The sequence below is a fragment of the Streptomyces sp. NPDC050164 genome, from assembly GCF_044459945.1.
Lineage (GTDB): Bacteria > Actinomycetota > Actinomycetes > Streptomycetales > Streptomycetaceae > Streptomyces > Streptomyces coeruleorubidus_A.
Window position 1 is genome coordinate 53,184 of sequence record NZ_JBITJK010000009.1, and the last position, 21,457, is coordinate 74,640.

The 21,457-nt window shown below is 71.3% G+C and carries 19 protein-coding genes and 1 pseudogene; 9 read left to right on the plus strand and 11 right to left on the minus strand.

The window, feature by feature from the left end:
* Complete coding sequence (locus ACIBNA_RS15650) at window positions 1–1,134, minus strand: acyl-CoA dehydrogenase family protein (protein ID WP_399165753.1); 1,134 nt, start codon at window positions 1,132–1,134, stop codon at window positions 1–3.
* A complete protein-coding gene (locus ACIBNA_RS15655; protein WP_399165754.1) occupies window positions 1,134–2,330 on the minus strand; it encodes an amidohydrolase family protein in 1,197 nt (398 codons plus the stop codon). The genes ACIBNA_RS15650 and ACIBNA_RS15655 overlap by 1 nt, the downstream gene beginning before the upstream one ends.
* An 89-nt stretch (window positions 2,331–2,419) precedes the next feature.
* Here ACIBNA_RS15655 and ACIBNA_RS15660 point away from each other — a divergent pair, with 89 nt between their 5' ends.
* The gene (locus tag ACIBNA_RS15660) at window positions 2,420–3,934 is read left to right on the plus strand and encodes a class I adenylate-forming enzyme family protein (protein WP_399165755.1); all 1,515 of its coding nucleotides are present in this window, start codon (window positions 2,420–2,422) and stop codon (window positions 3,932–3,934) included.
* Between the two features lie 20 nt (window positions 3,935–3,954).
* Here the strand turns inward: ACIBNA_RS15660 and ACIBNA_RS15665 are convergent, their stop codons facing one another.
* Both ACIBNA_RS15665 and ACIBNA_RS15670 read right to left on the minus strand, forming a co-directional pair.
* Window positions 3,955–4,467 carry an EF-hand domain-containing protein gene (locus ACIBNA_RS15665; protein WP_399165756.1) on the minus strand — a complete coding sequence of 171 codons (513 nt, stop codon included), beginning with the start codon at window positions 4,465–4,467 and terminating at the stop codon, window positions 3,955–3,957.
* Window positions 4,468–4,635: 168 nt separating this feature from the next.
* Window positions 4,636–5,016, minus strand: a complete 381-nt coding sequence (locus ACIBNA_RS15670) for an STAS domain-containing protein (RefSeq protein WP_274817106.1) — start codon at window positions 5,014–5,016, stop codon at window positions 4,636–4,638.
* Window positions 5,017–5,378: 362 nt separating this feature from the next.
* Between ACIBNA_RS15670 and ACIBNA_RS15675 the strand changes: the two genes are divergently transcribed.
* Both ACIBNA_RS15675 and ACIBNA_RS15680 read left to right on the plus strand, forming a co-directional pair.
* On the plus strand, window positions 5,379–5,960 hold the full coding sequence (locus tag ACIBNA_RS15675; RefSeq protein WP_399165757.1) for a sigma-70 family RNA polymerase sigma factor: 582 nt from the start codon (window positions 5,379–5,381) through the stop codon (window positions 5,958–5,960).
* Entirely contained in the window at window positions 5,957–7,387 is a 1,431-nt protein-coding gene (locus tag ACIBNA_RS15680) for a zf-HC2 domain-containing protein (protein WP_399165758.1), read from the plus strand. Before ACIBNA_RS15675 ends, ACIBNA_RS15680 begins: the two co-directional genes overlap by 4 nt.
* Before the next feature lie 11 nt (window positions 7,388–7,398).
* Here the strand turns inward: ACIBNA_RS15680 and purU are convergent, their stop codons facing one another.
* Window positions 7,399–8,280, minus strand: coding sequence for a formyltetrahydrofolate deformylase (purU, locus tag ACIBNA_RS15685; RefSeq protein WP_399165759.1), 882 nt, complete (start codon window positions 8,278–8,280; stop codon window positions 7,399–7,401).
* A gap of 47 nt (window positions 8,281–8,327) precedes the next feature.
* The gene (locus tag ACIBNA_RS15690; RefSeq protein ID WP_399165760.1) at window positions 8,328–8,828 is read right to left on the minus strand and encodes a hypothetical protein; all 501 of its coding nucleotides are present in this window, start codon (window positions 8,826–8,828) and stop codon (window positions 8,328–8,330) included.
* A gap of 117 nt (window positions 8,829–8,945) precedes the next feature.
* Here ACIBNA_RS15690 and ACIBNA_RS15695 point away from each other — a divergent pair, with 117 nt between their 5' ends.
* Window positions 8,946–10,259 (plus strand): ABC transporter substrate-binding protein, encoded by a 1,314-nt coding sequence (locus tag ACIBNA_RS15695; protein ID WP_399165761.1) that lies wholly within the window; start codon window positions 8,946–8,948, stop codon window positions 10,257–10,259.
* 38 nt (window positions 10,260–10,297) lie between these two features.
* On the opposite strand, the gene ACIBNA_RS15700 is transcribed toward ACIBNA_RS15695, so the two are convergent.
* Both ACIBNA_RS15700 and ACIBNA_RS15705 read right to left on the minus strand, forming a co-directional pair.
* Window positions 10,298–12,286: a hypothetical protein gene (locus tag ACIBNA_RS15700; RefSeq protein WP_399165762.1), complete on the minus strand. Its 1,989-nt coding sequence runs from the start codon at window positions 12,284–12,286 to the stop codon at window positions 10,298–10,300.
* A gap of 201 nt (window positions 12,287–12,487) precedes the next feature.
* Window positions 12,488–13,873 carry a transcriptional regulator gene (locus ACIBNA_RS15705; RefSeq protein ID WP_399165763.1) on the minus strand — a complete coding sequence of 462 codons (1,386 nt, stop codon included), beginning with the start codon at window positions 13,871–13,873 and terminating at the stop codon, window positions 12,488–12,490.
* Between the two features lie 307 nt (window positions 13,874–14,180).
* Here ACIBNA_RS15705 and ACIBNA_RS15710 point away from each other — a divergent pair, with 307 nt between their 5' ends.
* From ACIBNA_RS15710 to ACIBNA_RS15720, 3 genes are all read left to right on the plus strand, one after another.
* A complete protein-coding gene (locus tag ACIBNA_RS15710; protein ID WP_274822073.1) occupies window positions 14,181–14,843 on the plus strand; it encodes a bifunctional DNA primase/polymerase in 663 nt (220 codons plus the stop codon).
* 116 nt (window positions 14,844–14,959) lie between these two features.
* Window positions 14,960–15,298, plus strand: coding sequence for a zinc-binding dehydrogenase (locus tag ACIBNA_RS15715; RefSeq protein ID WP_399165764.1), 339 nt, complete (start codon window positions 14,960–14,962; stop codon window positions 15,296–15,298).
* A 396-nt stretch (window positions 15,299–15,694) separates the two neighbouring features.
* The gene (locus ACIBNA_RS15720) at window positions 15,695–16,240 is read left to right on the plus strand and encodes a hypothetical protein (protein WP_399165765.1); all 546 of its coding nucleotides are present in this window, start codon (window positions 15,695–15,697) and stop codon (window positions 16,238–16,240) included.
* 193 nt (window positions 16,241–16,433) lie between these two features.
* Here ACIBNA_RS15720 and ACIBNA_RS15725 read toward each other — a convergent pair.
* Window positions 16,434–16,564: pseudogene (locus ACIBNA_RS15725) on the minus strand (IS5/IS1182 family transposase); the annotation flags it as partial.
* A gap of 69 nt (window positions 16,565–16,633) precedes the next feature.
* Here ACIBNA_RS15725 and ACIBNA_RS15730 point away from each other — a divergent pair.
* Window positions 16,634–17,425 carry an ABC transporter ATP-binding protein gene (locus ACIBNA_RS15730; RefSeq protein ID WP_399165876.1) on the plus strand — a complete coding sequence of 264 codons (792 nt, stop codon included), beginning with the start codon at window positions 16,634–16,636 and terminating at the stop codon, window positions 17,423–17,425.
* Window positions 17,422–19,014, plus strand: coding sequence for a transporter (locus ACIBNA_RS15735; RefSeq protein WP_399165766.1), 1,593 nt, complete (start codon window positions 17,422–17,424; stop codon window positions 19,012–19,014). The genes ACIBNA_RS15730 and ACIBNA_RS15735 overlap by 4 nt, the downstream gene beginning before the upstream one ends.
* A 10-nt stretch (window positions 19,015–19,024) precedes the next feature.
* On the opposite strand, the gene ACIBNA_RS15740 is transcribed toward ACIBNA_RS15735, so the two are convergent.
* The gene (locus ACIBNA_RS15740) at window positions 19,025–19,912 is read right to left on the minus strand and encodes an alpha/beta fold hydrolase (protein WP_399165767.1); all 888 of its coding nucleotides are present in this window, start codon (window positions 19,910–19,912) and stop codon (window positions 19,025–19,027) included.
* Between the two features lie 605 nt (window positions 19,913–20,517).
* Complete coding sequence (locus ACIBNA_RS15745; protein ID WP_010035781.1) at window positions 20,518–21,210, minus strand: metal-dependent transcriptional regulator; 693 nt, start codon at window positions 21,208–21,210, stop codon at window positions 20,518–20,520.
* Window positions 21,211–21,457: the final 247 nt, after the last annotated feature.

The following is a 21,457-nucleotide window of genomic DNA, read 5'->3' on the forward strand; positions in this document are numbered from 1 at the left end:
TCACCGTCCCTTCGGCAGGCCGAGGATCCGCTCGGCGATGATGCTGTGCTGGATCTGCGAGGTGCCGGCCGCGATGGTGTACGACAGGGAGGAGAGGCGGTCGAGCGTCCAGGGGCGGTCCAGGTCCAGGCAGTCGGCGCCCAGTACCTCGGCGGCGGCGTCGTAGAGCTCCTGGCGGGCGTGCGAGTACCGCAGCTTGAAGACCGAGCCCGCGGCGCCGGGCACCGAGCCCGACGCCTGAGCCGCGCTCACGTTCCACTGCGTCAGCCGCCACAGCGCCCGGAACTCGGCGTTGAGCCTGCCCAGCCGGCGACGCAGCGCCGGGTCGTCCCAGCGGCCGTTCTCTCGGGCCTCGACAGCCAGTTCGCCCAGGACACGGCGGCAGGCGACGACCTCGCCGGCGAAGGCCGTGCCGCGTTCGAAGGACAGCGTCACCAGGGTCACGCGCCAGCCGTCGTTCTCGTCCCCGACCCGGTTCACCGCCGGCACCCGCACCTCGTCGAGGAATACCTCGGCGAACTCGGCCGACCCGGCGAGCGTGCGCAGCGGCCGTACGGTGACGCCCGGCGCGTCCATGGGCATGGCCAGCCAGGTGATGCCCCGGTGCCTGGGCGCCTCGGGTTCGGTGCGGACCAACAGCTCGCACCAGTCGGCGACTTCCGCGTGGGAGGTCCAGATCTTGGAGCCGGTCACCACGTAGTCGTCGCCGTCGCGCCACGCGCGCGTGCGCAGGGCCGCGAGGTCGGAGCCGGCGTCCGGTTCGCTGAAGCCCTGGCACCAGACCTCCTCGCCGCGCAGGATCGGCGCCAGCCAGCGCTCCCGCTGTTCCTCGGTCCCCTCGGCGGCGATGGTCGGCCCGGCGTGCAGCAGCCCCACGAAATTGGCGCCCACGTAGGGCGCGCCCGCCTTCTCCGTCTCCTCCAGGAAGATCAGCCGGGTGGCCGGGGAGGCGTCCCAGTGGACGTCGGCGTATCCGGCGTCGTAGAGCCTGCGCTGCCAGCCGAGGTCGTACGCCCGCCGCCCGGGCCAGTCGTCGGGGGACGGCTTGGGCGGGAGGCCGGGGAGCGTCTTCGCGAGCCACTCCCGCAGCCGGGCCCGGAACTCCTCCTCCTCGGGCGTGTCCGACAGGTCCATCAGCGGTCGAGGTCCAGGTCCAGCATCCGGATGGCGTTGCCGCGCATCAGCTTGTAGACCGTCTCGTCGTCGAGGCCCTGCACATGGTCGAGGGCGACCTCCTTGGTGTGCGGGAAGGTCGAGTCGACGTGCGGGTAGTCCGTCTCGAAGGTGGCGTTGTCGCGGCCGACGGCATCGAGCGACGCCACTCCGTGCTTGTCGCGGAAGAAGCAGCAGAAGATCTGCCGGTAGTAGTACGTCGACGGCGGCTCGGGGATCGTGTCGCGGACGCCGCCCCAGGCGCGGTGCTCCTCCCAGACGTCGTCGGCGCGCTCCAGGGCGTAGGGGACCCAGCCCATCTGCCCTTCGCTGTAGGCGAGTTTGAGGCGCGGGAACTTCACCAGTACCCCGCTGAAGAGGAAGTCCATCATCGAGGCCATCGCGTTGTTGAAGCTGAGCGAGGCCTGGACGGCGGGCGGGGCGTCCGGGGAGGCGGCCGGCATCTGGGACGAGGACCCGATGTGCATGTTGACGACCGTCCCGGTCTCCTGGCAGACCGCGAAGAACGGGTCCCAGTAGCCGGAGTGGATGGACGGCAGCCCGAGGTGGGTGGGGATCTCGGAGAAGGTCACCGCCTTCACCCCGCGCGCGGCGTTGCGCCGGATTTCGGCGACCGCCAGCTCGACGTCCCACAGCGGGATCAGGCACAGCGGGATGAGCCGCCCGCCGCTGTCCCCGCACCACTCCTGAACCATCCAGTCGTTGTAGGCGCGCACGCAGGCCAGGGCGACCTCCTTGTCGTGTGCCTCGGCGAAGGTCTGGCCGCAGAACCGCGGGAAGCTCGGGAAGCAGAGGCTGGCCTCGACATGGTTGAGGTCCATGTCCTTCAGGCGCTCCTTCGGGTCCCAGCAGCCGGGCCGCATCTCCTGGCGGGTGATGCCCTCCAGGGTCATCTGGTCGCGGTCGAAGCCGACGGCGGCGATGTTGCGCTTGTACGGGAACATCAGGTCCTCGTAGATCCACCAGTCGGTGGGCGGGCCGTCCGGGTCCATCGTGATGCGGTACTTGCCGCCGACGTAGGCGAGTTCACCGATCCCGGCGGTCAGCGGCTTGGGGCCGCGGTCGCGGTACTTGGCCGGCAGCCAGGTGTCGAAGAGGTGGGCGGGCTCGATCACGTGGTCGTCGACGCTGATGATGCGGGGCAGTTCGGTCGCCATGGGTCCCCTCCGCCGGACGGTACTTATCTGATGCATCGTCAGATAGCATCCCACCTGACGACCCGTCAGCCAAGGAGCAGGGGGCAGACGTGAACGAGACCCCGCACGCCCTGAGTTCGTCCCGCACGCTGTGGGAGCTGGTCACCCGGCGCGCCGCGCTCACCCCCGACCGCCCGCTCTTCCTCCAGGACGAGCGACCCGGGGGGCGCACGCTGACCTTCGGCGCCCTGCACGCGCGCACCGAGCGGGTCGCGGCCGGCCTGTACGGCATGGGCGTACGCCCCGGCACGGTGGTCGCCTGGCAGCTGCCCACCCGCATCGAGACGGCCCTGCTCTCCTTCGCGCTGGCCCGCCTCGGCGCCGTGCAGACCCCGGTGATCCCCTTCTACCGGGACCGCGAGGTCGGCTTCGCACTGCGGGAGTCGAAGGCGGAGTTCTTCGCGGTGCCGGGCGAGTGGCGCGGCTTCGACCACACGGAGATGGCCCGGCGGCTGGGCGCGAGGGGCGTCTTCGAGGCCTGCGACGACCTGCCCGACGGCGATCCGTCCGTGCTGCCGCCCCCGCCCGGCGAGGGCACCGCGGTCCGCTGGATCTACTGGACGTCCGGCACGACCTCCGCCCCCAAGGGCGTGCTGCACACGGACCGTTCCCTGATCGCGGGCGGCTCCTGCCTCGCCCACGCCCTGCGACCCTCGGCGCACGACGTGGGGTCGATCGCCTTCCCCTACGCCCACATAGGCGGGCCCGACTACACGGTGATGCTGCTGCTGTACGGCTTCCCGGCGGTGCTGTTCGAGCAGTTCGCGCTGCCGGACGCGCTGGAGGCCTACCGGCGGCACGGGGTGACGATGGCGGGCGGGTCGACGGCGTTCTACTCGATGTTCCTGGCGGAGCAGCGGAAGCAGCCGGGGATTCCGATCATCCCCTCACTGCGGCTGCTGGCGGGCGGCGGGGCGCCCAAGCCGCCGGAGCTCTATTACGCCGTGATCAATGAGATGGGCGTGCAGCTCACCCACGGCTACGGCATGACCGAGGTGCCGATGATCACCATGGGGGCGCCCGACGACACCCCCGAGCTGCTGGCGACGACCGAGGGGCGGCCGCCGGAGGGGATGGAGATACGGATCGTGGACGGGGAGGTGCGGTTGCGCGGGGAGGCCGTGTGCCGGGGATATCTGGACCCGGGACAGACCGCCGAGGCCTTCGACGAGGACGGGTTCCTGCGCACCGGCGACCTCGGGCAGCTCACGGACACCGGACACCTGGTCCTCACCGGCCGGCTGAAGGACGTGATCATCCGCAAGGGCGAGAACATCTCGGCCCAGGAGATCGAGGACCTGCTGCACCGGCATCCGGCGGTCGGGGACGTGGCGGTGATCGGGCTGCCGGACGCGGCGCGCGGGGAGCTGGTGTGCGCGGTGGTGGAACAGCCGCCGGGAGCCGAGGCCTTGACGCTCGCGACCGCGACCGCCTTCCTGCGCGCCGAGGGACTCTCCGTGCACAAGCTGCCGGAGCGGCTGGAGGTGGTGGACGCCCTTCCGCGGGGCGAGACCCTGCGGAAGGTGCTGAAGTACAAGCTGCGCGAGCGCTATTCGGGCACGTGACTCCCTTCGCGCACGTGACCCTACTCGGGCACGGTGAAGTAGCGGGCGAAGGCGGACACGACCTCGGCCTCGCCGACCCTGCCGTCACCGTCCGCGTCGAGCGTGGCGGAGGCCGTGCCGGCGACGTCCTCGGGGACGCCGAGGCACTTCAGGACGCGGGCGACCTCCTCTACCGTCGCCGCGCCGTCGCCGTCGGTGTCGGCGACGTCCAGGGACGCGTGCAGGAAGGGGCGGGCGATCTCGGCGAAGCGGTCTGGGTTGTCGCGCAGGCGCTTGACCGCGCCGCCCACGAACTCCTCGCGCGTGATGCGCTGGTCGCCGTCGCGGTCCGCTATCCCGGCCATGCCCTGCCAGAAGCCCTCGGCGCCGCCGTACAGCGCCTGTCCCTTGTCGGACCGGGCCGCTACGCCGAACTCCGTGAGCAGCGCCTTGGCCGCGCCGTAGAAGTCCTCGCGGTCGATGTAGCCGTTGCCGTCCTGGTCGAAGGTGGCGAACCGGGCGGCGATCCTGCGCTCGTACTCGCTGCTGACCATGTCTCTTTCGGGCCGCCTTACGTCAGGTGGGGTGCGTCTCGCTCGGAGCGTACGACGGAGGGGGCCGTTCGGGCGCGGGAAAACGTCACTTGTGCCAAGACCGGGGGAATTCCGGGACAACAGCGTGTCGGAACGGCAACACTCGCCCTACCGTGCGTCACCGGCCCCTCACGCGGACAGGGGTTCGCCTTCGTCACCCAGGGCCGCGTCCACGTCGCCGTACACGTCGAACAGCCTGCGTACGCCCAGCGCGCCGAGGACCCGGTTGACGTGGGATCCGTCGGCCGCGCCCCGGGCGGGCAGCACGAGCCGCAGCCGGCCCTGGCAGGAGCGGATCAGACGGCGGGCGGCGATGAGCACGCCGACGCCGCTGGAATCGCAGAAGAACACCTCGGACAGGTCGAGGACGAGACAGTGGTGCCCCTCCGCCACCGCGTCGTGCACACGCTGCCGCAGCACCGGCGACGTCACCAGATCCAGCTCGCCCGACACCTGGAGCACGGCCCATACGCCCTGCTCACCGCCGGTCACTTTGAAGGTCACCACCACGCCCTTCGATCGCCAAAACGGAAGCAGTCCCTACGCTTCCTTGCAGCGCGGCTGCCCAGCGGCCGTTCCCTGAAACACAACCCGAAAAACGGATCCCCGGCAGAAGAGGCTTGTTTTAGTCGACTTCGATCCTGTTCGATCCTCTTCAGTCAGGTCTGATCAGAGGGCGGATGGGTAGGCGCGGCATGACGGCACCCGGCACGAGCGTCGGTGGTCCCCTACTACCTGCGGCCAGTCAGGGGGCGCACATTGCCGCAAAGGGGCGTGCGCTACCGGACGTGCCTACTACATTCGGGGAGACGTCGGACACAGGCTGGTACAGGGCACGGGCGCGGCACATGGGCAGGGGATGAGGGGGCCGCATGGCGAAAAAGGACGTATCGCCTCGCTGGGACCGCAAGATGCAGCAGCGGCTCGCCCGCGGGGAGGCCGCCGCCCTCGGTGAGCTCTACGACCGGTTCGCCTCCCTCGTGCACGGCCTCGCCCACCGCGTCCTCGGCGACGAGCGCGCCGCCGACGGCATCACACGCGAGGTCTTCATCCACGTCTGGGAGCATCCGGACACCTACGACCCGAAACAGGGCCCTCTGCGCACCTGGGTCGCCGCGCTGACGCGCCGCCTGGCCGTCCAGCGCCTGCGCGCCACCGAGACCGCCGCCCTCACCCGCGAGGGCGGCGGCACCACGGAGGACCTGGAGCACAAGGTGCGCCGGGCCTCGGTCGCCGCCCGCGCCGACTACATCGTCCAGTCCATGCCGGTCCCGCTGCGCTCGGCCCTGGAGCGGGCCTACTTCCAGCGCCGCGACTACCGCCAGACCGCCACCGACCTCGGCATCACCGAGGACGAGGCCCGCCGCCGCCTCCGCCTGGGCCTGCAACTCCTGTCCACCGCCCACGACTCCGAGGCCCCGGGCGCACCGCCCGGATACGGGGGTGCGCTGTGAACGGGCCGGACGGGTTCGAGGAGTACGACGGCGCGGGCAATGACGGGCACGAGAAGAAGGGCAACACCCAGAGCGAGGGCGGCATTCAAGACGAAAGCGGCGAAAGTTCTCACAACGCGGTTGCCCCTGGCTCCCCTTCAGGACCGGACGGAACGAGCCGACCGGACAGGGCCGGCGGGTTCGAGCGCGGCGACGGGCAGGAGCCCGGACGCCCGCCGCGGATCCCCATGCCCCGGGCCTCCGTCGAGGACAGCGGGCTGCCGTTGCCCGCGCTGGAGGAACCGGGTGACGCGGCACCGCCGCCGCCCGTACGGCCCGTGTTCGAGCACCCCGTGCTGAAGGCCCTGCTCGGCGCCTGGGCGCTGGCCGCCTGCTCGGCGGAGGAGGCCACGGCCGTCGAGGAGCACCTCGGCGAGTGCGGCGCGTGTGCCGACGAGGCTCGGCGGCTGCGCGAGGCGGTCGGGCTGCTGCAGCGCCCCGACAGCCTCGACCTGGACCCGGGCCTGCGCACGCGGGTCCTGGAGTCCTGCCTGGAGCGCCGCCCGCCGCGCATCCCGGTGCCGGACTGGGCCGCCGCGTACGACGCCGAGACCGCGCGCCTGGACGCCCTGCTCCAGGACTTCGGCGACGCCGAGTGGCACGCGCCGGTACGGCTGCGCTGGTTCCGGGCCGACGAGGCCACGAGCCGCCGTACCACCGTGGCCGGCGTCATCGCGCATCTGCTCAGCGTGGACGGGCTGGTGGCGGTCGCGCTCGGCCTCGACGACCCGCTGGGCGACGTCACGTCCCGGCACCCGACCCCGGCGGCCCGCACCGAGGCCTACTGGAGCGCCTCCCACTTCCCGCCCACCCGCGCCGTGCGGGCGCCCTGGCGGGAGCAGAGCCACAGCCTCGTCCGGACGGTGTCCTTCACGGGCAGCGGCGTCGGCGGGATGCCGGTGTCGTACGGCGACTTCGAGCTGCCCCTGCACGACGCGATGCTCGACCGGGCCTTCGAGTGCTGGGTGCACGCGGAGGACATCGCGGACGCGGTCGACTACCCGTACGACCCGCCCTCGCCGCGCCATCTGCACCGCATGATCGACCTGACCGCCCGCATGCTGCCGAACGCCCTGGCCGACCGCCGCCGAGGCGGCCTGGCCGCACCCGCCCACCACCGCCACCTCGTGACAGCGGGCGAACCGGGCCGCAGCCTGCGCCTGGAGATCGAGGGCTCGGGCGGCGGCGAGTGGCTGATCCCTCTCGACTCCCCGGCCGCGAAGGGCTCCGCCGAACACGAGGTGGCCCACGTGGCCCTGGACGGCGTCGAGTTCTGCCGCCTGGCGGCGGGCCACGTCCCCCCGCAGGAGGCGGCAGCGGGCCAGGTGGGAGACAGAGAGGCGATCAGGGATGTCCTGTTCGCAGCCGCATCGCTGAGCAGGATGTAGGAACCGAGCTCCTAGGCGAAAATCACAGTCCGCCGCCCATTGAGCAGGATCCTCCGCTCGGCATGCCACTTCACAGCCCGGGCCAGCGCCTGACACTCCACGTCACGCCCGATCGCGACCAGCCCCTCCGGCGTCACGTCGTGCCCGACCCGCTCGACCTCCTGCTCGATGATCGGCCCCTCGTCAAGATCAGCCGTCACATAGTGAGCAGTCGCCCCGATCAGCTTCACACCCCGGGCGTGAGCCTGGTGATACGGCTTCGCCCCCTTGAAGCTCGGCAGGAACGAGTGGTGGATATTGATGATCCGCCCGGAAAGCGCCTTGCACAGGTCGTCCGAGAGCACCTGCATGTACCGCGCGAGAACGACAAGCTCGACACCCTCATCACGCACGATGTCGAGCAGCCGGGCCTCCGCCTCCGGCTTCGTGTCCTTCGTCACCGGAATGTGGTGGAAGGGGATGTTGTACGAGCCCACCAGCTCCGCAAAGTCCGTGTGGTTGGACACCACGCCCGCGATCTCCACCGGCAGCGCCCCGGTCCGCGCCCTGAACAGCAGGTCGTTCAGGCAGTGCCCGAACTTGCTGACCATCAGCAGAATGCGCATCTTCTCGTCGGCCCGGTTGATCTGCCAGTCCATCTGGAAGGAGTCACCGATCGCCGCGAAGCTGGCCCGCAGCTTGTCCAGGGTCACCGGCGCGTCCGCCGAGAAGTGGACGCGCATGAAGAACAGTCCCGTGTCGTGGTCGCCGAACTGCTGGCTGTCCTCGATGTTGCAGCCGGTCATGAACAGATAGCTCGACACGGCGTGCACGATGCCCTTCCTGTCCGGGCAGGAGAGGGTGAGGACGTACTGGTCGGCCGGGACCTCGGCGCGGGTGGACTGCTCGTTCATGCAGGACAGGTTCCCACAAGGACCGACACGAGCGGCAAACGTCCCGCTTACGCGGACCTGGTCATGATCCGCAGCACGTCCAGGCTGCGCGGCGGCGTGTCCGGCTCCTCGCCGTCGCTCGTGGCCAGCCGCACATGCGCGTCCCGGGCCGCCCGCACCGCCTCGGACCAGGCCTGGTGTTCGAGGTACGTGGCGACCGGAGCGTCCGGCCCCACCTGGTGCATGATCCGCAGCACCCGCAGCACGGCGGTGTCGACGAGGGCCGCCTCCTGCGAGTCGCGGAAGATCGTGCCGACGTACTTCTCGGCGGACCAGTGGTCCAGCCAGGTGTCCTCGACCAGCCGGTACACCGCGTCGGTCACGTCGCCGTAGCCGTCCACGCCGGCCAGCCAGACGTCCCGCTGGAACTCGGGATCGGAGAGCATGTGCAGCGCCGAGCGCACGTTGCTGCGCCAGCGCCACCACGGCATGTCATTGACAGGCATGCCGCCCATGGTGGATGAGCGACGGCCACGACGGGAAGAGTTCTCCGAAGCTTGCACGGTCATCGATCGTACGTTCCCCTCCACATCGGTCACACCGACCCCTGCAATTCACCTGTGCGTCACCAATTGTTGACTCAAGATCACTCCCGGGTTAGCGATGTGGCGGAATCGTGCGGAACCATGACCGGCAGGCGACGCAAGCGCAGCACATTCCTCCCCGGCCTCCTCACCCGTCACGCCAGAAACGGCGTCCTCTCCGCGGGCACGGCGGTCGCGTGCGCGGCTCTCCTCGCCGGCTGCGGGGTCGTCCCCGGCACCACGGGGGATGCCGGGGGCGACCCGATCACCGTCATGACCTGGGCTCCGGAGGAGACCAAGGCCACCAACAAGCCCGGCATGCCCGCCTTCGCCCGCGCCTACGCCCGTTGGGTCAACTCCCACGGCGGGATCAACGGCCGCAAGCTCAACGTGCTGACCTGCAACGACCACAACGACAGCGTGGCCGCCGCCAAGTGCGCCCGGCGGGCCGCCAAGGAGAACGTCGTCGCGGTCGTAGGATCCTACAGCCAGTACGCCGACTCCTTTTTCCCTTCCCTGGAGGGCGCGGGCATCCCGTACATAGGCGGCTACGGCATCACCAACGCCGAGTTCACCAGCCCCCTGTCCTACCCCGTCAACGGCGGCCAGCCCGCGCTGCTCGCCGGTCTCGGCAGCGCGCTCGCCGGCGCCTGCGGGCCGGTCGCGCTGATCCGGCCCGACACCATCGCGGGCGACCAGCTGCCCCCGCTGCTCGACTCCGGCCTGAAGGCGGGCGGGCACAAGGCCGCGAGGGACCAGCGGGCGGCGGAGGACGCCACCGAGTACGACGGCCATGCCGATCTGGCGCTGCGGACGACGACCACGGCCCCGGGGAACGAGGGCTGTGTGGTGCCCGCGCTCGGGGACCGCAACGGCACCTTCATGGATTCCTTCCGGCGGGCCCGCGGGGACTATCCCGACGTACGGACGGCCACCGTGCTCGGCAGCGTCGACCAGACGGTGATCGACGCGACCGGCGGGGCGTCCGGGCCGTACGAGGGCTCGTACATCACCGGCTGGTACCCGGTGGCGAGCGATCCCCGCTGGGACGCGATGAAGCGGGTGATCAAGGAGGAGGCCTTCGGCGACAACCGCATCGACCCCGCGGACGCCGGAGTGCAGACCACGTGGATCGCCTACACCGTGTTCCGCGAGGTCGTCGAGTCGCTCGGCGCCGGGGAGGTGACCGCCGACACGGTCACGGAGGCCCTCGACGACGGCCTCAGGATCAGCACGGGCGGGCTCACGCCGACGCTTCGCTGGCAGTTCCAGGACAAGCTCGCCTCCGTCGGCTTCCCGCGCCTGGTCAATGCGAACGTGACCCTTCAGGTGGTGCGGGAGGGACGGCTGGTGTCGGCGCGGAAGGGCTTCGTCGACACGACGAAGACGCTTGAGAACGCCGACGTGAACTACTGAGCCCGGGCTCGGCAGTCCACTCCCGGATCGGGATCACCTCACAGCTGCGTCGGCTGCCGCTCGGTCAGGCCGTACGTCTTCGCGATGCCGTTCCACAGCTTGGCCGCCTTGGCCTTCTCGGCGCTCGCGACACCGCTGGCCCGGTTGCCGGCCTGCGTCTGGCCGGTGACACGGGCCTGGCCCTTCTTGCAGCCCTTCTTGCCGGCGGTCTGGTCGGCCCAGGCCGCGTAGTGGTTGTCGGCCGAGGCCGAGGCCTGCCACGCCTTGGTGAGGGCGGTGGTCAGCGCGGCGTGGTCGGGCAGCTTGTCGACCGTGATGCCGGAGAGCCGGGTGACCAGCTGGGTGCGCTGCTTCGCCGCGTCGCGCAGGTCCTTGGCGGCCTGGGCGAGGTTGTCGCAGCCCTTGACGTCGGCCACCGCGTTGATCACGGTGCTGCGGCTGTCGCCGCTGTCGGCGAGCAGCTTGTCCAGCTCGACCGCCTGCGCGCGGGCCGGGTCGGCGGACGGCGAGGCGGAACCGTCCGACGCGGGCGCCGAGGCGGCCACGGCCTTGTTGTCGCCGCCGTCGTCGTCACCGCCTCCGCCGCCGGCGAGCAGCGCGCCGGCGCCGACGCCGAGGACGGCGATGCCGATGCCGACGGCCGCGATGACCGGCACGCGCGAGCTACGGCCACCGCGACCGGACCGGCCGCCGCCGGAGTGGCCGCCGCCGGGCGGGGCGTAGGAGGGCTGGGGGTGGGACTGCGGGTGGGGCGGCGGCTGCGGCTGCTCGAAGCGGGGCAGCTGCTGGGTGGCCGCGGCCGGGCTCTCGGCGCCGGGCTCGCTGCGGAAGAGGTTCTCGAACCCGGCGGGCGGCTGCTGGTCCCCGCCGGGCACCGGCGCGATGTACTGCGTCGCCTCGGAGTCCGGGTTCGAGGCGGGCGGCAGCGGCCCGGTGCCCAGGAACCGCGTCGCCTCGGAGTTCTGCTCGGCGGGCATCTCGGGCGGCAGCGCACCCGGGCCCACCGGGGGTATGTACTGCGTCGCCCCCTCGTCGGCAGGGCTGGCGGCGACGGGCGGCAGATACTGGGTCGCCCCCTCGTCGGCGGCCGGGGGCAGGGGGGCACGTCCGGCAGCGGGACCGTGTCTGTCGGAACCCGGCAGCTGCGGCCCATCCGCGGCAGCGGACCCGTACGCACCGGAGGCCGGAGGCAGGGCGCCCCCGGCGTGAGATCCGTACGCGTCGGACTGCTGCGGCGACTGCCCGCCGCCAGGTCCGGTCCCGTACCCGCCATTCCCCTGAGGGCCCGGCGCCCCGGCAGGGGAGTTGTAGGCGTCAGCCTGCTGAGGCGACTGCCCACCCGCGGAGCCGGTCCCGTACCCGTGGGGCTGATGAGGCGGCTGTCCCCCGGCAGGTCCGGTCCCGTACCCGCCGATCCCCTGAGGGCCCGGCGCCCCGGCAGGGGAGTTGTACGCGTCAGCGGCCTGCGGCTGCGGACCACCCGCGCCGGCGGGCCCGTACGCACCGGAGGCCGGAGGCAGGGCGCCCCCAGCGGGAGGCCCGTACGCGTCGGCCTGCTGAGGCGGCTGCCCGCCCGCGCCCTCCGGAGGCAGCGGCGCTCCGCCCGCAGGAGCGCCGTACCGAGGGTCGCCCGCGGGTGCGCCGTACGGGTCGGCGTACGGGTCGGCGTACGGGTTCGGGGGCTGGGTGCCCTCCGGGGGCAGCGCGCCCGGGCCCGGTGTGCCGGAGGTGGGGTGCTGGGCGTCCCATGCCGGTGGCTGGGGCGGCGGGGACTGCCAGCTCTGGCCCGGCTGCGCGGGCGGGGTCTGCTGGTCGGGGCCCCACGGCTGGCCCCAGGTCTGCCCCTCGGCGGGGGCGGAGGCCGGGGTCTGGCCGGTCGGGGGCGGGCCGGACCGGCGGCCGGAGGGCGCGTCACCGGATCCGCCCGTCATACCCGGCAGCAGGGGCTCACCACCGTCGGAGGGCAGCACGATGCCTTCGCGCGCGGGGCGCGCCGAGGGCTCCTCGCCCTGTCCACTCTGCGTCACCGGGACTCCTACTAATGGGGGACCTTGTGAATCGTCGGGTCACGCTACCGGGTCCCCGGAGCCCGGTGCCACGCAGCACAGGACGTGACCTCCTGCCCTGTGATCGCGGTAACAAAACCGGGTCACGGCACGCCGCTCATGTCACCTCCCGCGCGTCAAGCGGCCGTTTCCCGAACGTTCACGCATCCGCAGATGCTGTGTTCACGCCGCCGCCTGAAGGTCCAGCCGCGCCCCGAACTCCCTGACCACCGCCTCGTCCCGGTACGGCTCCAGCCGCTGCTGGAAGTCCTCCAGGTACTCGGCGCCCCGGTTGGAGCGCAGCCCCTCCAGCAGTTCGACGGCCTTCATCCCGGTGCTGCACGCCTCTTCGATCTCGCGCTGCTGCACCTGCGCCGTGGCCAACAGCACATAACCGATGGCCCGGCGGCGCGCCCGCGTCTCGGGATGCCCGGCCAGCGACTCCTGCGCACACCGGGCCGCCGCCTCGGCCTGCCCCAGATCCCGGTGGCAGTGGGCCAACTCGTCCGCGAGATAGGCCTCGTCGAAGTGCGCGATCCACGCCGGGTCGTCCCCGGCGGCCGGATCGGCCGCCTCCAGGGCGCTCACCGCGCACCCGGCGGCGGTCTGGGCGGCGCGCGCGTCGCCCATCAGGGCGTGCCCGCGCGCCTCCGCCGCGTGGAACATCGACTCCGCACGCGGTGTCACGCGCCCCCGCGCCCCCTCCTGCGCCGCCCGCGCCAACTGCGCGATCTCCCGCGGATTCCCGAGCTGCGCGGCGAGATGGCTCATGGAGGCGGCGAGCACGTACCCGCCGTAGCCCCGGTCCCCGGCCGCCTGGGCGAGCCGCAGCGCCTGGATGTAGTAGCGCTGGGCCAGACCGGGTTGCCCGGTGTCCACGGCCATGTACCCGGCGAGTTCCGTCAGCCGGGCCACCGCGGCGAACAGGTCCCGCCCGACCGCCTCCCGGTACGACCCCGCCAGCAGCCCAGAGACGACGCTGTTGAGGTAGTGCACGACGACCGGCCGCACATGCCCGCTGCCGTACTGGTGGTCGAGATCCACCAGCGCCTGCGTCATGGCCCGCACCGCCTGTACGTCGGACTGCCCGACCCGCGGCCCCGCCGAGCGCGACACCTGGCTGTCGGGTGCGGAGATCAGCCAGTCACGGCTGGGCTCGACCAGCGCGGAGGCGGCGACGGAGGAGCCGGACAGGAAGTCCCGCCGCCCCACGTCACTGCGCCACAGCTCGCAGACCTGCTCGATGGCCCCCAGTACCGTCGGCGAGAACTGGAGACCCACGCCCGAGGCGAGGTTCTTGCCGTTGGCCATGCCGATCTCGTCGATCGTGACCGTACGGCCGAGCTTGCGGCCGAGCGCCTCGGCGATGATCGCCGGGGCCCGTCCCCGCGGCTGCTGCCCGCGCAGCCAGCGCGCCACCGACGTCTTGTCGTAGCGCAGGTCGAGGCCGTGCTCGGCACCGCACATGTTGACCCGGCGGGCGAGGCCGGCGTTGGAGCATCCGGCTTCCTGGATGAGCGCCTGGAGCCGTTCGTTCGGCTGCCGGGCGACGAGCGGCCTTGCGGCCATGGCGTACCCCCTGTGGCTGCGGTGCCTGCCCACGCACCGAGTTGACGTGTCTTCCGCGGCCGAGCCCTCTCACGTCCCGGCGAAAAGATCCGGCCGTGAAGATCAATGCCCCGCCGACCAGGCGAAAATGCGAGGCATGTGAGGATTGCCGGGGTAACGGCTGCTGCCGGCCCCACTCGTGGCTACCCACCTCCGGCCACGGTTCCTCCCGCGCGCCCCCGCACATGCACCCATGCGCCCCGACTACAGGGGCGATGCTCCTCCCCGCGCACGCGGGTGGGCGTAACCCCTGTTGACGCCCGGAGTTGTGTTCATCGTGGAAGAGACGATCGCCGGCACCGAAGCCGCTCAGATCCCGAAGCAGCGCGGGGAATCGCTGCTGGAGACCGCTGTCCGCTACGCCGAGGAGCGCCACTGGGACGTGTTCCCCGGCACCTGGCTGGAAGCCGCCGACGGCGCTCAGCGCTGCTCCTGCGGTGACGCCGCGTGCCCGGCACCCGGGTCGCACCCGGCGCGCCCGGACTGGGAGTCGCAGGCGACGGGCAGTGCGACCGTCGCGCGGCGGATGTGGCAGAAGCAGTCGACGGCGTCGATCCTGCTGCCGACGGGGCGTACGTTCGATGCGATTTCCGTGCCGGAGACCGCCGGGTTTCTCGCGCTGGCGCGGATGGAGCGGATGGAGCTGACGCTGGGGCCGGTGACGCTCACGCCGGATCGGCGGATGGAGTTCTTCGTGCTGCCGGGGGCGTCCGTGAAGGTGCCTGATCTGGTGCGGAAGCTGGGGTGGTCGTTGTCGTCGCTGGATCTGACCGTGCTGGGTGAGGGCGCGTATGTGGCCGCGCCGCCTACGCGGTTCGGGTCTCGGGGGGCTGTGCAGTGGGCCTGCCGGCCTACGCCTGCGAATCGGTGGTTGCCGGACGCGGAGGAGTTGATCTCGCCGTTGGCCTACGCATGCGGCAGGGACCGGTAAGCGCCTGTTGGTCTGCCTGGTTGCCGTTTCGTGGCGGCTGCGGGTTCCGGACGGACTGTGGGAGATCGCCGAGCCGTTGATCCCACCGTCCAAGCCTTGGCGGGAAGTTCGGCGGCATGAGCGAGTACCTGCTCATCGAGGACGCCGCGCTGAACGAACCGATGGCCGCCGCCCGCCACTGCGTCACCCGCGCCGAGGTCAAGCCGACCGACAAGGTCGTGGTGTTCGGCGCCGGGCCCATCGGCCTGGGCGCCACCATCCGACTGAAGCTCCGCGGCGTCGATCACGTCGTCGTCGACGACGTGATCCCCGAGCGACTGGAGACCGCGCTGGCGGTCGGCGCCGACGCGGTCATCAACTCGGCCGCCGAGCACGTCACCGCCCGGCTGACGGAGCTGCACGGCAGAAGAAGGGCTCGGACATCGGCCTCGGCGGCATGCTCCGCAGCGAACTGACCCTCGTCGCCTCCTAGGGCTACCCCACGGGAATCAGCTCACGCTGACCCCGAGCGCCGCGGAGAAGGTCGTCGTCACCTTCGACGAGCAGCCGCGGACGGCAGGAACCCGCAGCGGCCTGCTGTCCACCGTCGGACTCCTGCGCCACGGGGACGAGGCCGTTGAGTTCAGCGAGCAGGACCTCGTGCGGCTTGCGGCCTGGATAGCGAAAGCGCCGCTCAGGCTGCGGCAGCTACGGCTCCATTCGGTCCCAAACTCATCCGACACGATCCACGGCGATGTCCCCACGCAGGACCGAACGTTCACTTCCGCCCCGGAGACGGCCATCAAGGCCGATCCGCCTCTTTGTGATAGCCGTTGTAGGTCGCCACACATTTTCGTGAAGCAAACGGGTGAATGCACGAGAACGAAATTGCCACAGCCGCGTTGGACAGGGCGCCCATGGACAAAACCTTGGACACCTACTGCATGGAGGCTCACATGCGCCTTGGCACGAAGACCGCCCTACTCAGTGCAGCGATCGGCGCGCTCACTGTCTCCGCCGTGGGCAGCGCCCATGCCGAGGATCTCCCCGCCGGGCACGAGCACGATTCCCGCCCCGCGCACGCCGGAAAGTCCCACCACGGCCACTCCGACGATCTCTTTGTCAAGAAGTATCACCGCAAGAAGCACTTCAGCAAGGTCGAAGAGACCAGCAGGCCCGCCCCCGTCGTCGCCGTACCGGTACCGGCGGGCGCTCTGTGCACCCAAAGCGTGGGTAATGCTACCGGTGGGACGGGAACAGGCAACACAGCCACCACAACCGTGGCCGGTGCGCAGACACAGACATGCAACATCGAGGTGAACCTGCCGCCGGTCGGTTCGGACGAGTCAAATCAAATCAGGACGGAGTCCCGCACCCAAAGCTCCTTCGAAGAGCAGATCACGATTATCCGTCGCTGAATCCGAATGAGTGTGTTGGGGCGGTCAACTGCGTGGCGGTTCGCATTCCTCGCAGGGCTGTGCTGGTGAATTGTGCACCGGGTGGTAGGAGCCTGACCGACGCAAGCCTCACCCGGCTTCCCCTGACCGCCCCGCACACGGAGCTCGACAAGCTCCACGCCGACAAGGGCTGAGCGGCTCGGCGGGCATGCCGCCAGGTACAGCCCGAGGTGGCCACGAAGATGATCGCGGCGAGCGTTTCGCGGTCACCCGCCCGCCGCCTGCCCCGCCCTGTGGACGCTTCACCTCGATCGGCGGCACCACCCGCCGGAACAGCACCCACATCGTCCGGTACGAACAATCACGCCATAAGAAGCGGCGTCTTGGGTTCGCTTTCCCACCGTAGGGTTCAGGCTGACGGAGGGAGATGCGGTGGGTTCCAGCGCTGTGCGTGTACAGGGGCTCTGGAAGCGGTTCGGGCAGCAGGTCGCTGTTGCCGGGGTCGATCTGGAGTTGCCCGCGGGCAAGTTCATCGGGCTTGTCGGGCCGAACGGGGCCGGGAAGACCACCACGTTGTCGATGGTGACCGGGCTGCTCAGGCCCGATCACGGGACCGTCGAGGTGGTGGGGCACGACGTGTGGCGGGACCCCGTCGAGGTGAAGGCGCGCATCGGGGTGCTGCCGGAGGGGCTGCGGCTGTTCGAGCGGCTGTCGGGGCGGGAACTGCTGGCGTACAGCGGGCGGTTGCGCGGGCTGCCCGGTGCCGAGGTCGACAAGCGGACCACACAGCTCCTCGACGTCCTCGATCTGGCGGGCTCCCAGCACAAGCTCGTCGTCGACTACTCGACCGGCATGCGCAAGAAGATCGGGCTCGCCACGGCTCTCCTCCACAATCCCGAAGTGCTGTTCCTGGACGAGCCGTTCGAGGGCGTCGACCCTGTCTCCGCCCAGACCATCCGGGGCGTCCTGGAGCGGTACACCGCCTCGGGCGCCACGGTCGTGTTCTCTTCCCACGTCATGGAGCTCGTCGAGTCGCTGTGCGACTGGGTGGCCGTCATGGCCGCCGGGCGGATCCGTGCGCATGGGACGCTGGCTGAGGTGCGGGGTGACGCGCCCTCGTTGCAGCGGGCGTTCCTGGAGCTCGTCGGGGCGCAGAGCCGGGACGCCGGGTCCGATCTCGACTGGCTGGGCGGCGGGTCCCGGTGAGCGACTCCACGATCACACCGGTCTTCGTACGGCTGAAGCTGTCACTGCTGCGCAACGGGCTGCGGCAGTCCGGCGGGCGTAAGGCCGCCTACATCGCGTCGGCCGTCTTCGCCCTGCTGTTCGCCGCGCTGCAGTTGATCGGCCTGATCGCGCTGCGCGGCCACGCGCACGTCGAGTCGCTGGTCGTGCTGGTGGCGGCGGTGCTGGGGCTCGGCTGGGCGGTGATGCCGCTGTTCTTCCCCAGCGGTGACGAGACGCTGGATCCGACCCGGCTGGTGATGCTGCCGCTGCGGCCCCGGCCGCTGGTGCAGGCCCTGCTCACGGCGTCGCTGGTCGGCATCGGGCCGCTGTTCACGCTGTGTCTGCTGATCGGGTCCGTGGTCGCGGTGGCCCGGGGCGGGGCGGCGTTCGCAGTGGGCGTCGTCGCGGTCGCCCTGGCGCTGCTGGTGTGCGTGGCCCTCGCGCGGGCCGTCGCCGCCGCCAACGTACGGCTGCTGACCAGCCGCAAGGGGCGGGACCTCGCGGTGCTGAGCGGACTGGTCATCGCGATCGGGGCGCAGGTCGTCAACTTCGGCGCGCAGCGGCTCGGGGCGTCCGGGCTGGGCGAGCTCGACCCGGCGGCGGACGTGCTCCAGTGGGTGCCGCCCGCGTCGGCGATCGCGGCCGTGCACGCGGTGGGCGAGGGGTCGTACGGCCTCGCCGCCGCGCAACTGGCGCTGACCGCGGGCGCGCTGGCCGCGCTGCTCGCGGTGTGGTCGCGGCATCTGACCCGGCTGATGACCTCGCCCGACGGATCGACCCTGCCGGCCGCGGAGTCGGCCGCCCGCCAGCGGACGTCGACCGGGCTCGGGCGGCTGCTGCCCGCGGGCCGTACGGGCACCGTCATGGAGCGCAGCCTGCGGTACGTGTGGCGCGACCCCAAGACCAAGGCGGCCTGGGTGACGTCGCTGGCCATCGGCCTGATCGTGCCGGTGTTCAACGCCTGGCAGGGCACCGGGTCCGTGTACTTCGCCTGCTTCGCCGCCGGGATGCTCGGCATCCAGATGTACAACCAGTTCGGGCAGGACACCTCGGCGTTCTGGATGGTCGCGATGACGATCTCGTCGACCCGCGACGCCTACGTCGAGCTGCGTGCCCGCGCCCTGGCCCTGCTGCTGATCACCCTGCCGTACGCCACGCTCGTCACCGTGGTGACGACCGCCATGCTCGGCGACTGGCGGCGGCTGCCCGAGGCGCTGGGGCTGTCCTTCGCGCTGCTCGGCGCGATGCTCGCGACCGGGGCGTGGACGTCCGCCCGCTTCCCGTACTCCATCCCGCAGGAGGGGTACAAGAACGTCGCCCCCGGGCAGACCGGGCTCGCCTGGATCTCCATCTTCGGCGGGATGATCGCCGCCGCCGTGCTGTGCGCGCCCGTCATCGCGCTCACGATCTGGCTGAACGTGAGCGCCGAGGGCGACGACTGGACGTGGCTGCTGCTGCCGGTGGGCACGGCGTACGCGGCGGCGCTCACGGCGGTGGGTCTGCGGCTCGCCGCTCCGCAGACGGCCCGGCGGTTGCCGGAGATCCTGACGGCGGTCAGCAAGGGGTGACTAGGGGTTGTCAGCCGGTGCCGAGGGAGTCCAGGAACGGTTCGATCGCCGCGCGCCAGGCCTCCGGCTGGTCGTAGTGGACCAGGTGGCCGGCGTCGGCGACCTCCGCGTACTGGCCGCGGGACAGGACGCGGACCATCTCCTGGGCCTCGGCCCGGCCCAGCTCGCCGTCGAGGCCGCGCACCACCAGGGCGGGGCACCGGACCTGGGTCAGCTCCTCCCAGTGCGCGTCGTACACCCAGGTCTCGCGGGAGCGGAGCATCTGCTCCGGGTCGAAGACCGGGCGCCAGCCGTCCGGGGACTCGGCCATCACCTCGGCGTAGAACTCGCCGCGGGCCGGGTTGGGCCGCTCCACCCAGGGATCGTCCTCGCCGAACCACTTGCGGACGTCGGCGAGCGTGGCGAACGGCAGCGGCCAGGACTTGAACCACTGGGCCCACTCGCGCTGCGAGGCGGCACCGAGCGCGGAGGCCCGCATGTCGCAGATGATCAGGCCACGGACCAGGTCGGGGCGCTTGGCGGCGAGCTGCCAGGCGGTCAGCGCGCCCATGGCGTGGCCGATGAGGACGACCGGGGCGAGGCCGAGCTGTTCGAGGGCGGCCTCGGCGTCGTCGACGTAGGCGTCACGTGTGAAGGAGCCCTGCGGGGGCTTGTCGCTGCGGCCGTGGCCGCGCTGGTCGAGGGCGACTGCCCGGTACCGGCCGGAGAGCCAGCGGGCGGTGGACGCCCAGTGCGAGGCGCGGCCCATCAGGCCGTGGAGTAACAGCACGCCCGGGGAGCCGTCCGGCACGTCCCGCGCCGGATCGGATCCGGCCGGATCTGTCTTTGGCGGGTCGCCGAACTCCCAGGCCGCGAGGCGTACGCCGCCCGTCCCGGTCACGTCGATGCGTCGCGCCATGTCCTGGCACCCCCCAAGCTTCGCGCGGACCGCGGCCGTCTCGGACCGGTCGGTCCTGTGAACTGTTCTGCCTGCTGTGCCTGTTGCCGTTCCTTGTGGTTCCTGTCGGTGTGCACATCCCTGTAGCGCACATTCCGGTTGGTTCGTCACCGCAGATTATCGAATGAGCATTCGAGGATGTCGTTCTCGCGGGCAACACCCCTCGTTCGAGTGACCACCCTCAAGGATTGATCGCCTCGACCGCGGGGAGATCTTCAGCGGGAGGCGGACCGCTCGGGGAAACCGGTCCGAGGGGGATGACCCTGAGAGCTCGGGGCTCCGGGTCAGCACAGGGGAGGACAGGCCCCGGCGCCACACGGCGCCGGGGCCCTCTGCGTCTCCACGGCACATCCTTGCGCCCCCTCCCCGGCCGGGCGACATCGCTGTCGAGCCGCGGCCAAGAGCCCTCAGGTCATATGCCTCACGCGACAGCGTCGCACGGGAAGCGTGCGAGCGCTGCCATTCGACGGACTGGATCCTGGATCCGACGGGATCCCGCCAATACCACAACCGCCCCACGCACAACAGAAGTTGGCGACCACCCCGGGCCGGGTCCGTGGCCGGGCTCAGGGCTTGGCGACGAACACGTGGGAGGCGACGTCCGACTCCAGCTCGGCCGCCTCGCCACCGCTGCCGACCAGCACGCCGCCCGCCGACTCCGTCACACTCACCACCGAGCCGGGCTGCACGCCCGCCCGACGCAGCGTGTACATCAGCTGCGCGTCCGTCTGGATCGGCTCGCCGATCCGGCGCACCACGACCGTCTTGCCCTCGGCACCCGGGTCGAGACTGGCCAGCGACACCATGCCCTCGTCCAGGAACGGGTCGGCGCCGTCCTTCTCGCCGAGCTCCTCCAGACCCGGGATCGGGTTGCCGTAGGGCGACTCCGTGGGGTGCCGCAGCAGCTCCAGGACGCGGCGCTCCACGGCCTCGCTCATCACGTGCTCCCAGCGGCACGCCTCGGCGTGGACCTGCTCCCACTCCAGACCGATCACGTCGACGAGCAGACACTCGGCGAGCCGGTGCTTGCGCATCACGCGCGTGGCGAGACGGCGGCCCTCGTCGGTGAGCTCCAGGTGCCGGTCGCTGGCGACGGACACCAGGCCGTCGCGCTCCATCCGCGCCACGGTCTGGCTGACCGTCGGTCCGCTCTGGTCCAGCCGCTCGGCGATACGGGCGCGCATGGGGACCACACCCTCTTCCTCCAGCTCGAGGATGGTGCGGAGATACATCTCCGTGGTGTCGATCAGTCCGGACATACGTGCCCCTCGAATGAGATCTGCCGGAGGCTGGACGGCTCACCGGCGTGTGCGCTGGCCCTGCACCCAATTCTGCCGGATACCACCGACAACCGTGCCGCGGGAGGGAAAGCGGGGGTTACCCCGGCCCGCGCAGGGGTAGGACGGAGCCTTTCACAGCCGTACGAAGCGCGCTCACGGCCCCTGCCGAGCTTTTCACGGCCGTATTGACACCGCACTGGTCCAGACCGCACCGTGATGCGCGACA

Coding starts and splice junctions, on each gene's coding strand:
- ACIBNA_RS15665 (WP_399165756.1), bottom strand. CDS start 4,467: ATGGTCAGCAGCGAGTACGAGCGCAGGATCGCCGCCCGGTTCGCCACC.
- ACIBNA_RS15690 (WP_399165760.1), bottom strand. CDS start 8,828: ATGACCGTGCAAGCTTCGGAGAACTCTTCCCGTCGTGGCCGTCGCTCA.
- purU (WP_399165759.1), bottom strand. CDS start 8,280: ATGAACGAGCAGTCCACCCGCGCCGAGGTCCCGGCCGACCAGTACGTC.
- ACIBNA_RS15650 (WP_399165753.1), bottom strand. CDS start 1,134: ATGGACCTGTCGGACACGCCCGAGGAGGAGGAGTTCCGGGCCCGGCTG.
- ACIBNA_RS15675 (WP_399165757.1), top strand. CDS start 5,379: ATGGCGAAAAAGGACGTATCGCCTCGCTGGGACCGCAAGATGCAGCAG.
- ACIBNA_RS15715 (WP_399165764.1), top strand. CDS start 14,960: ATGAGCGAGTACCTGCTCATCGAGGACGCCGCGCTGAACGAACCGATG.
- ACIBNA_RS15695 (WP_399165761.1), top strand. CDS start 8,946: ATGACCGGCAGGCGACGCAAGCGCAGCACATTCCTCCCCGGCCTCCTC.
- ACIBNA_RS15655 (WP_399165754.1), bottom strand. CDS start 2,330: ATGGCGACCGAACTGCCCCGCATCATCAGCGTCGACGACCACGTGATC.
- ACIBNA_RS15720 (WP_399165765.1), top strand. CDS start 15,695: ATGCACGAGAACGAAATTGCCACAGCCGCGTTGGACAGGGCGCCCATG.
- ACIBNA_RS15705 (WP_399165763.1), bottom strand. CDS start 13,873: ATGGCCGCAAGGCCGCTCGTCGCCCGGCAGCCGAACGAACGGCTCCAG.
- ACIBNA_RS15745 (WP_010035781.1), bottom strand. CDS start 21,210: ATGTCCGGACTGATCGACACCACGGAGATGTATCTCCGCACCATCCTC.
- ACIBNA_RS15740 (WP_399165767.1), bottom strand. CDS start 19,912: ATGGCGCGACGCATCGACGTGACCGGGACGGGCGGCGTACGCCTCGCG.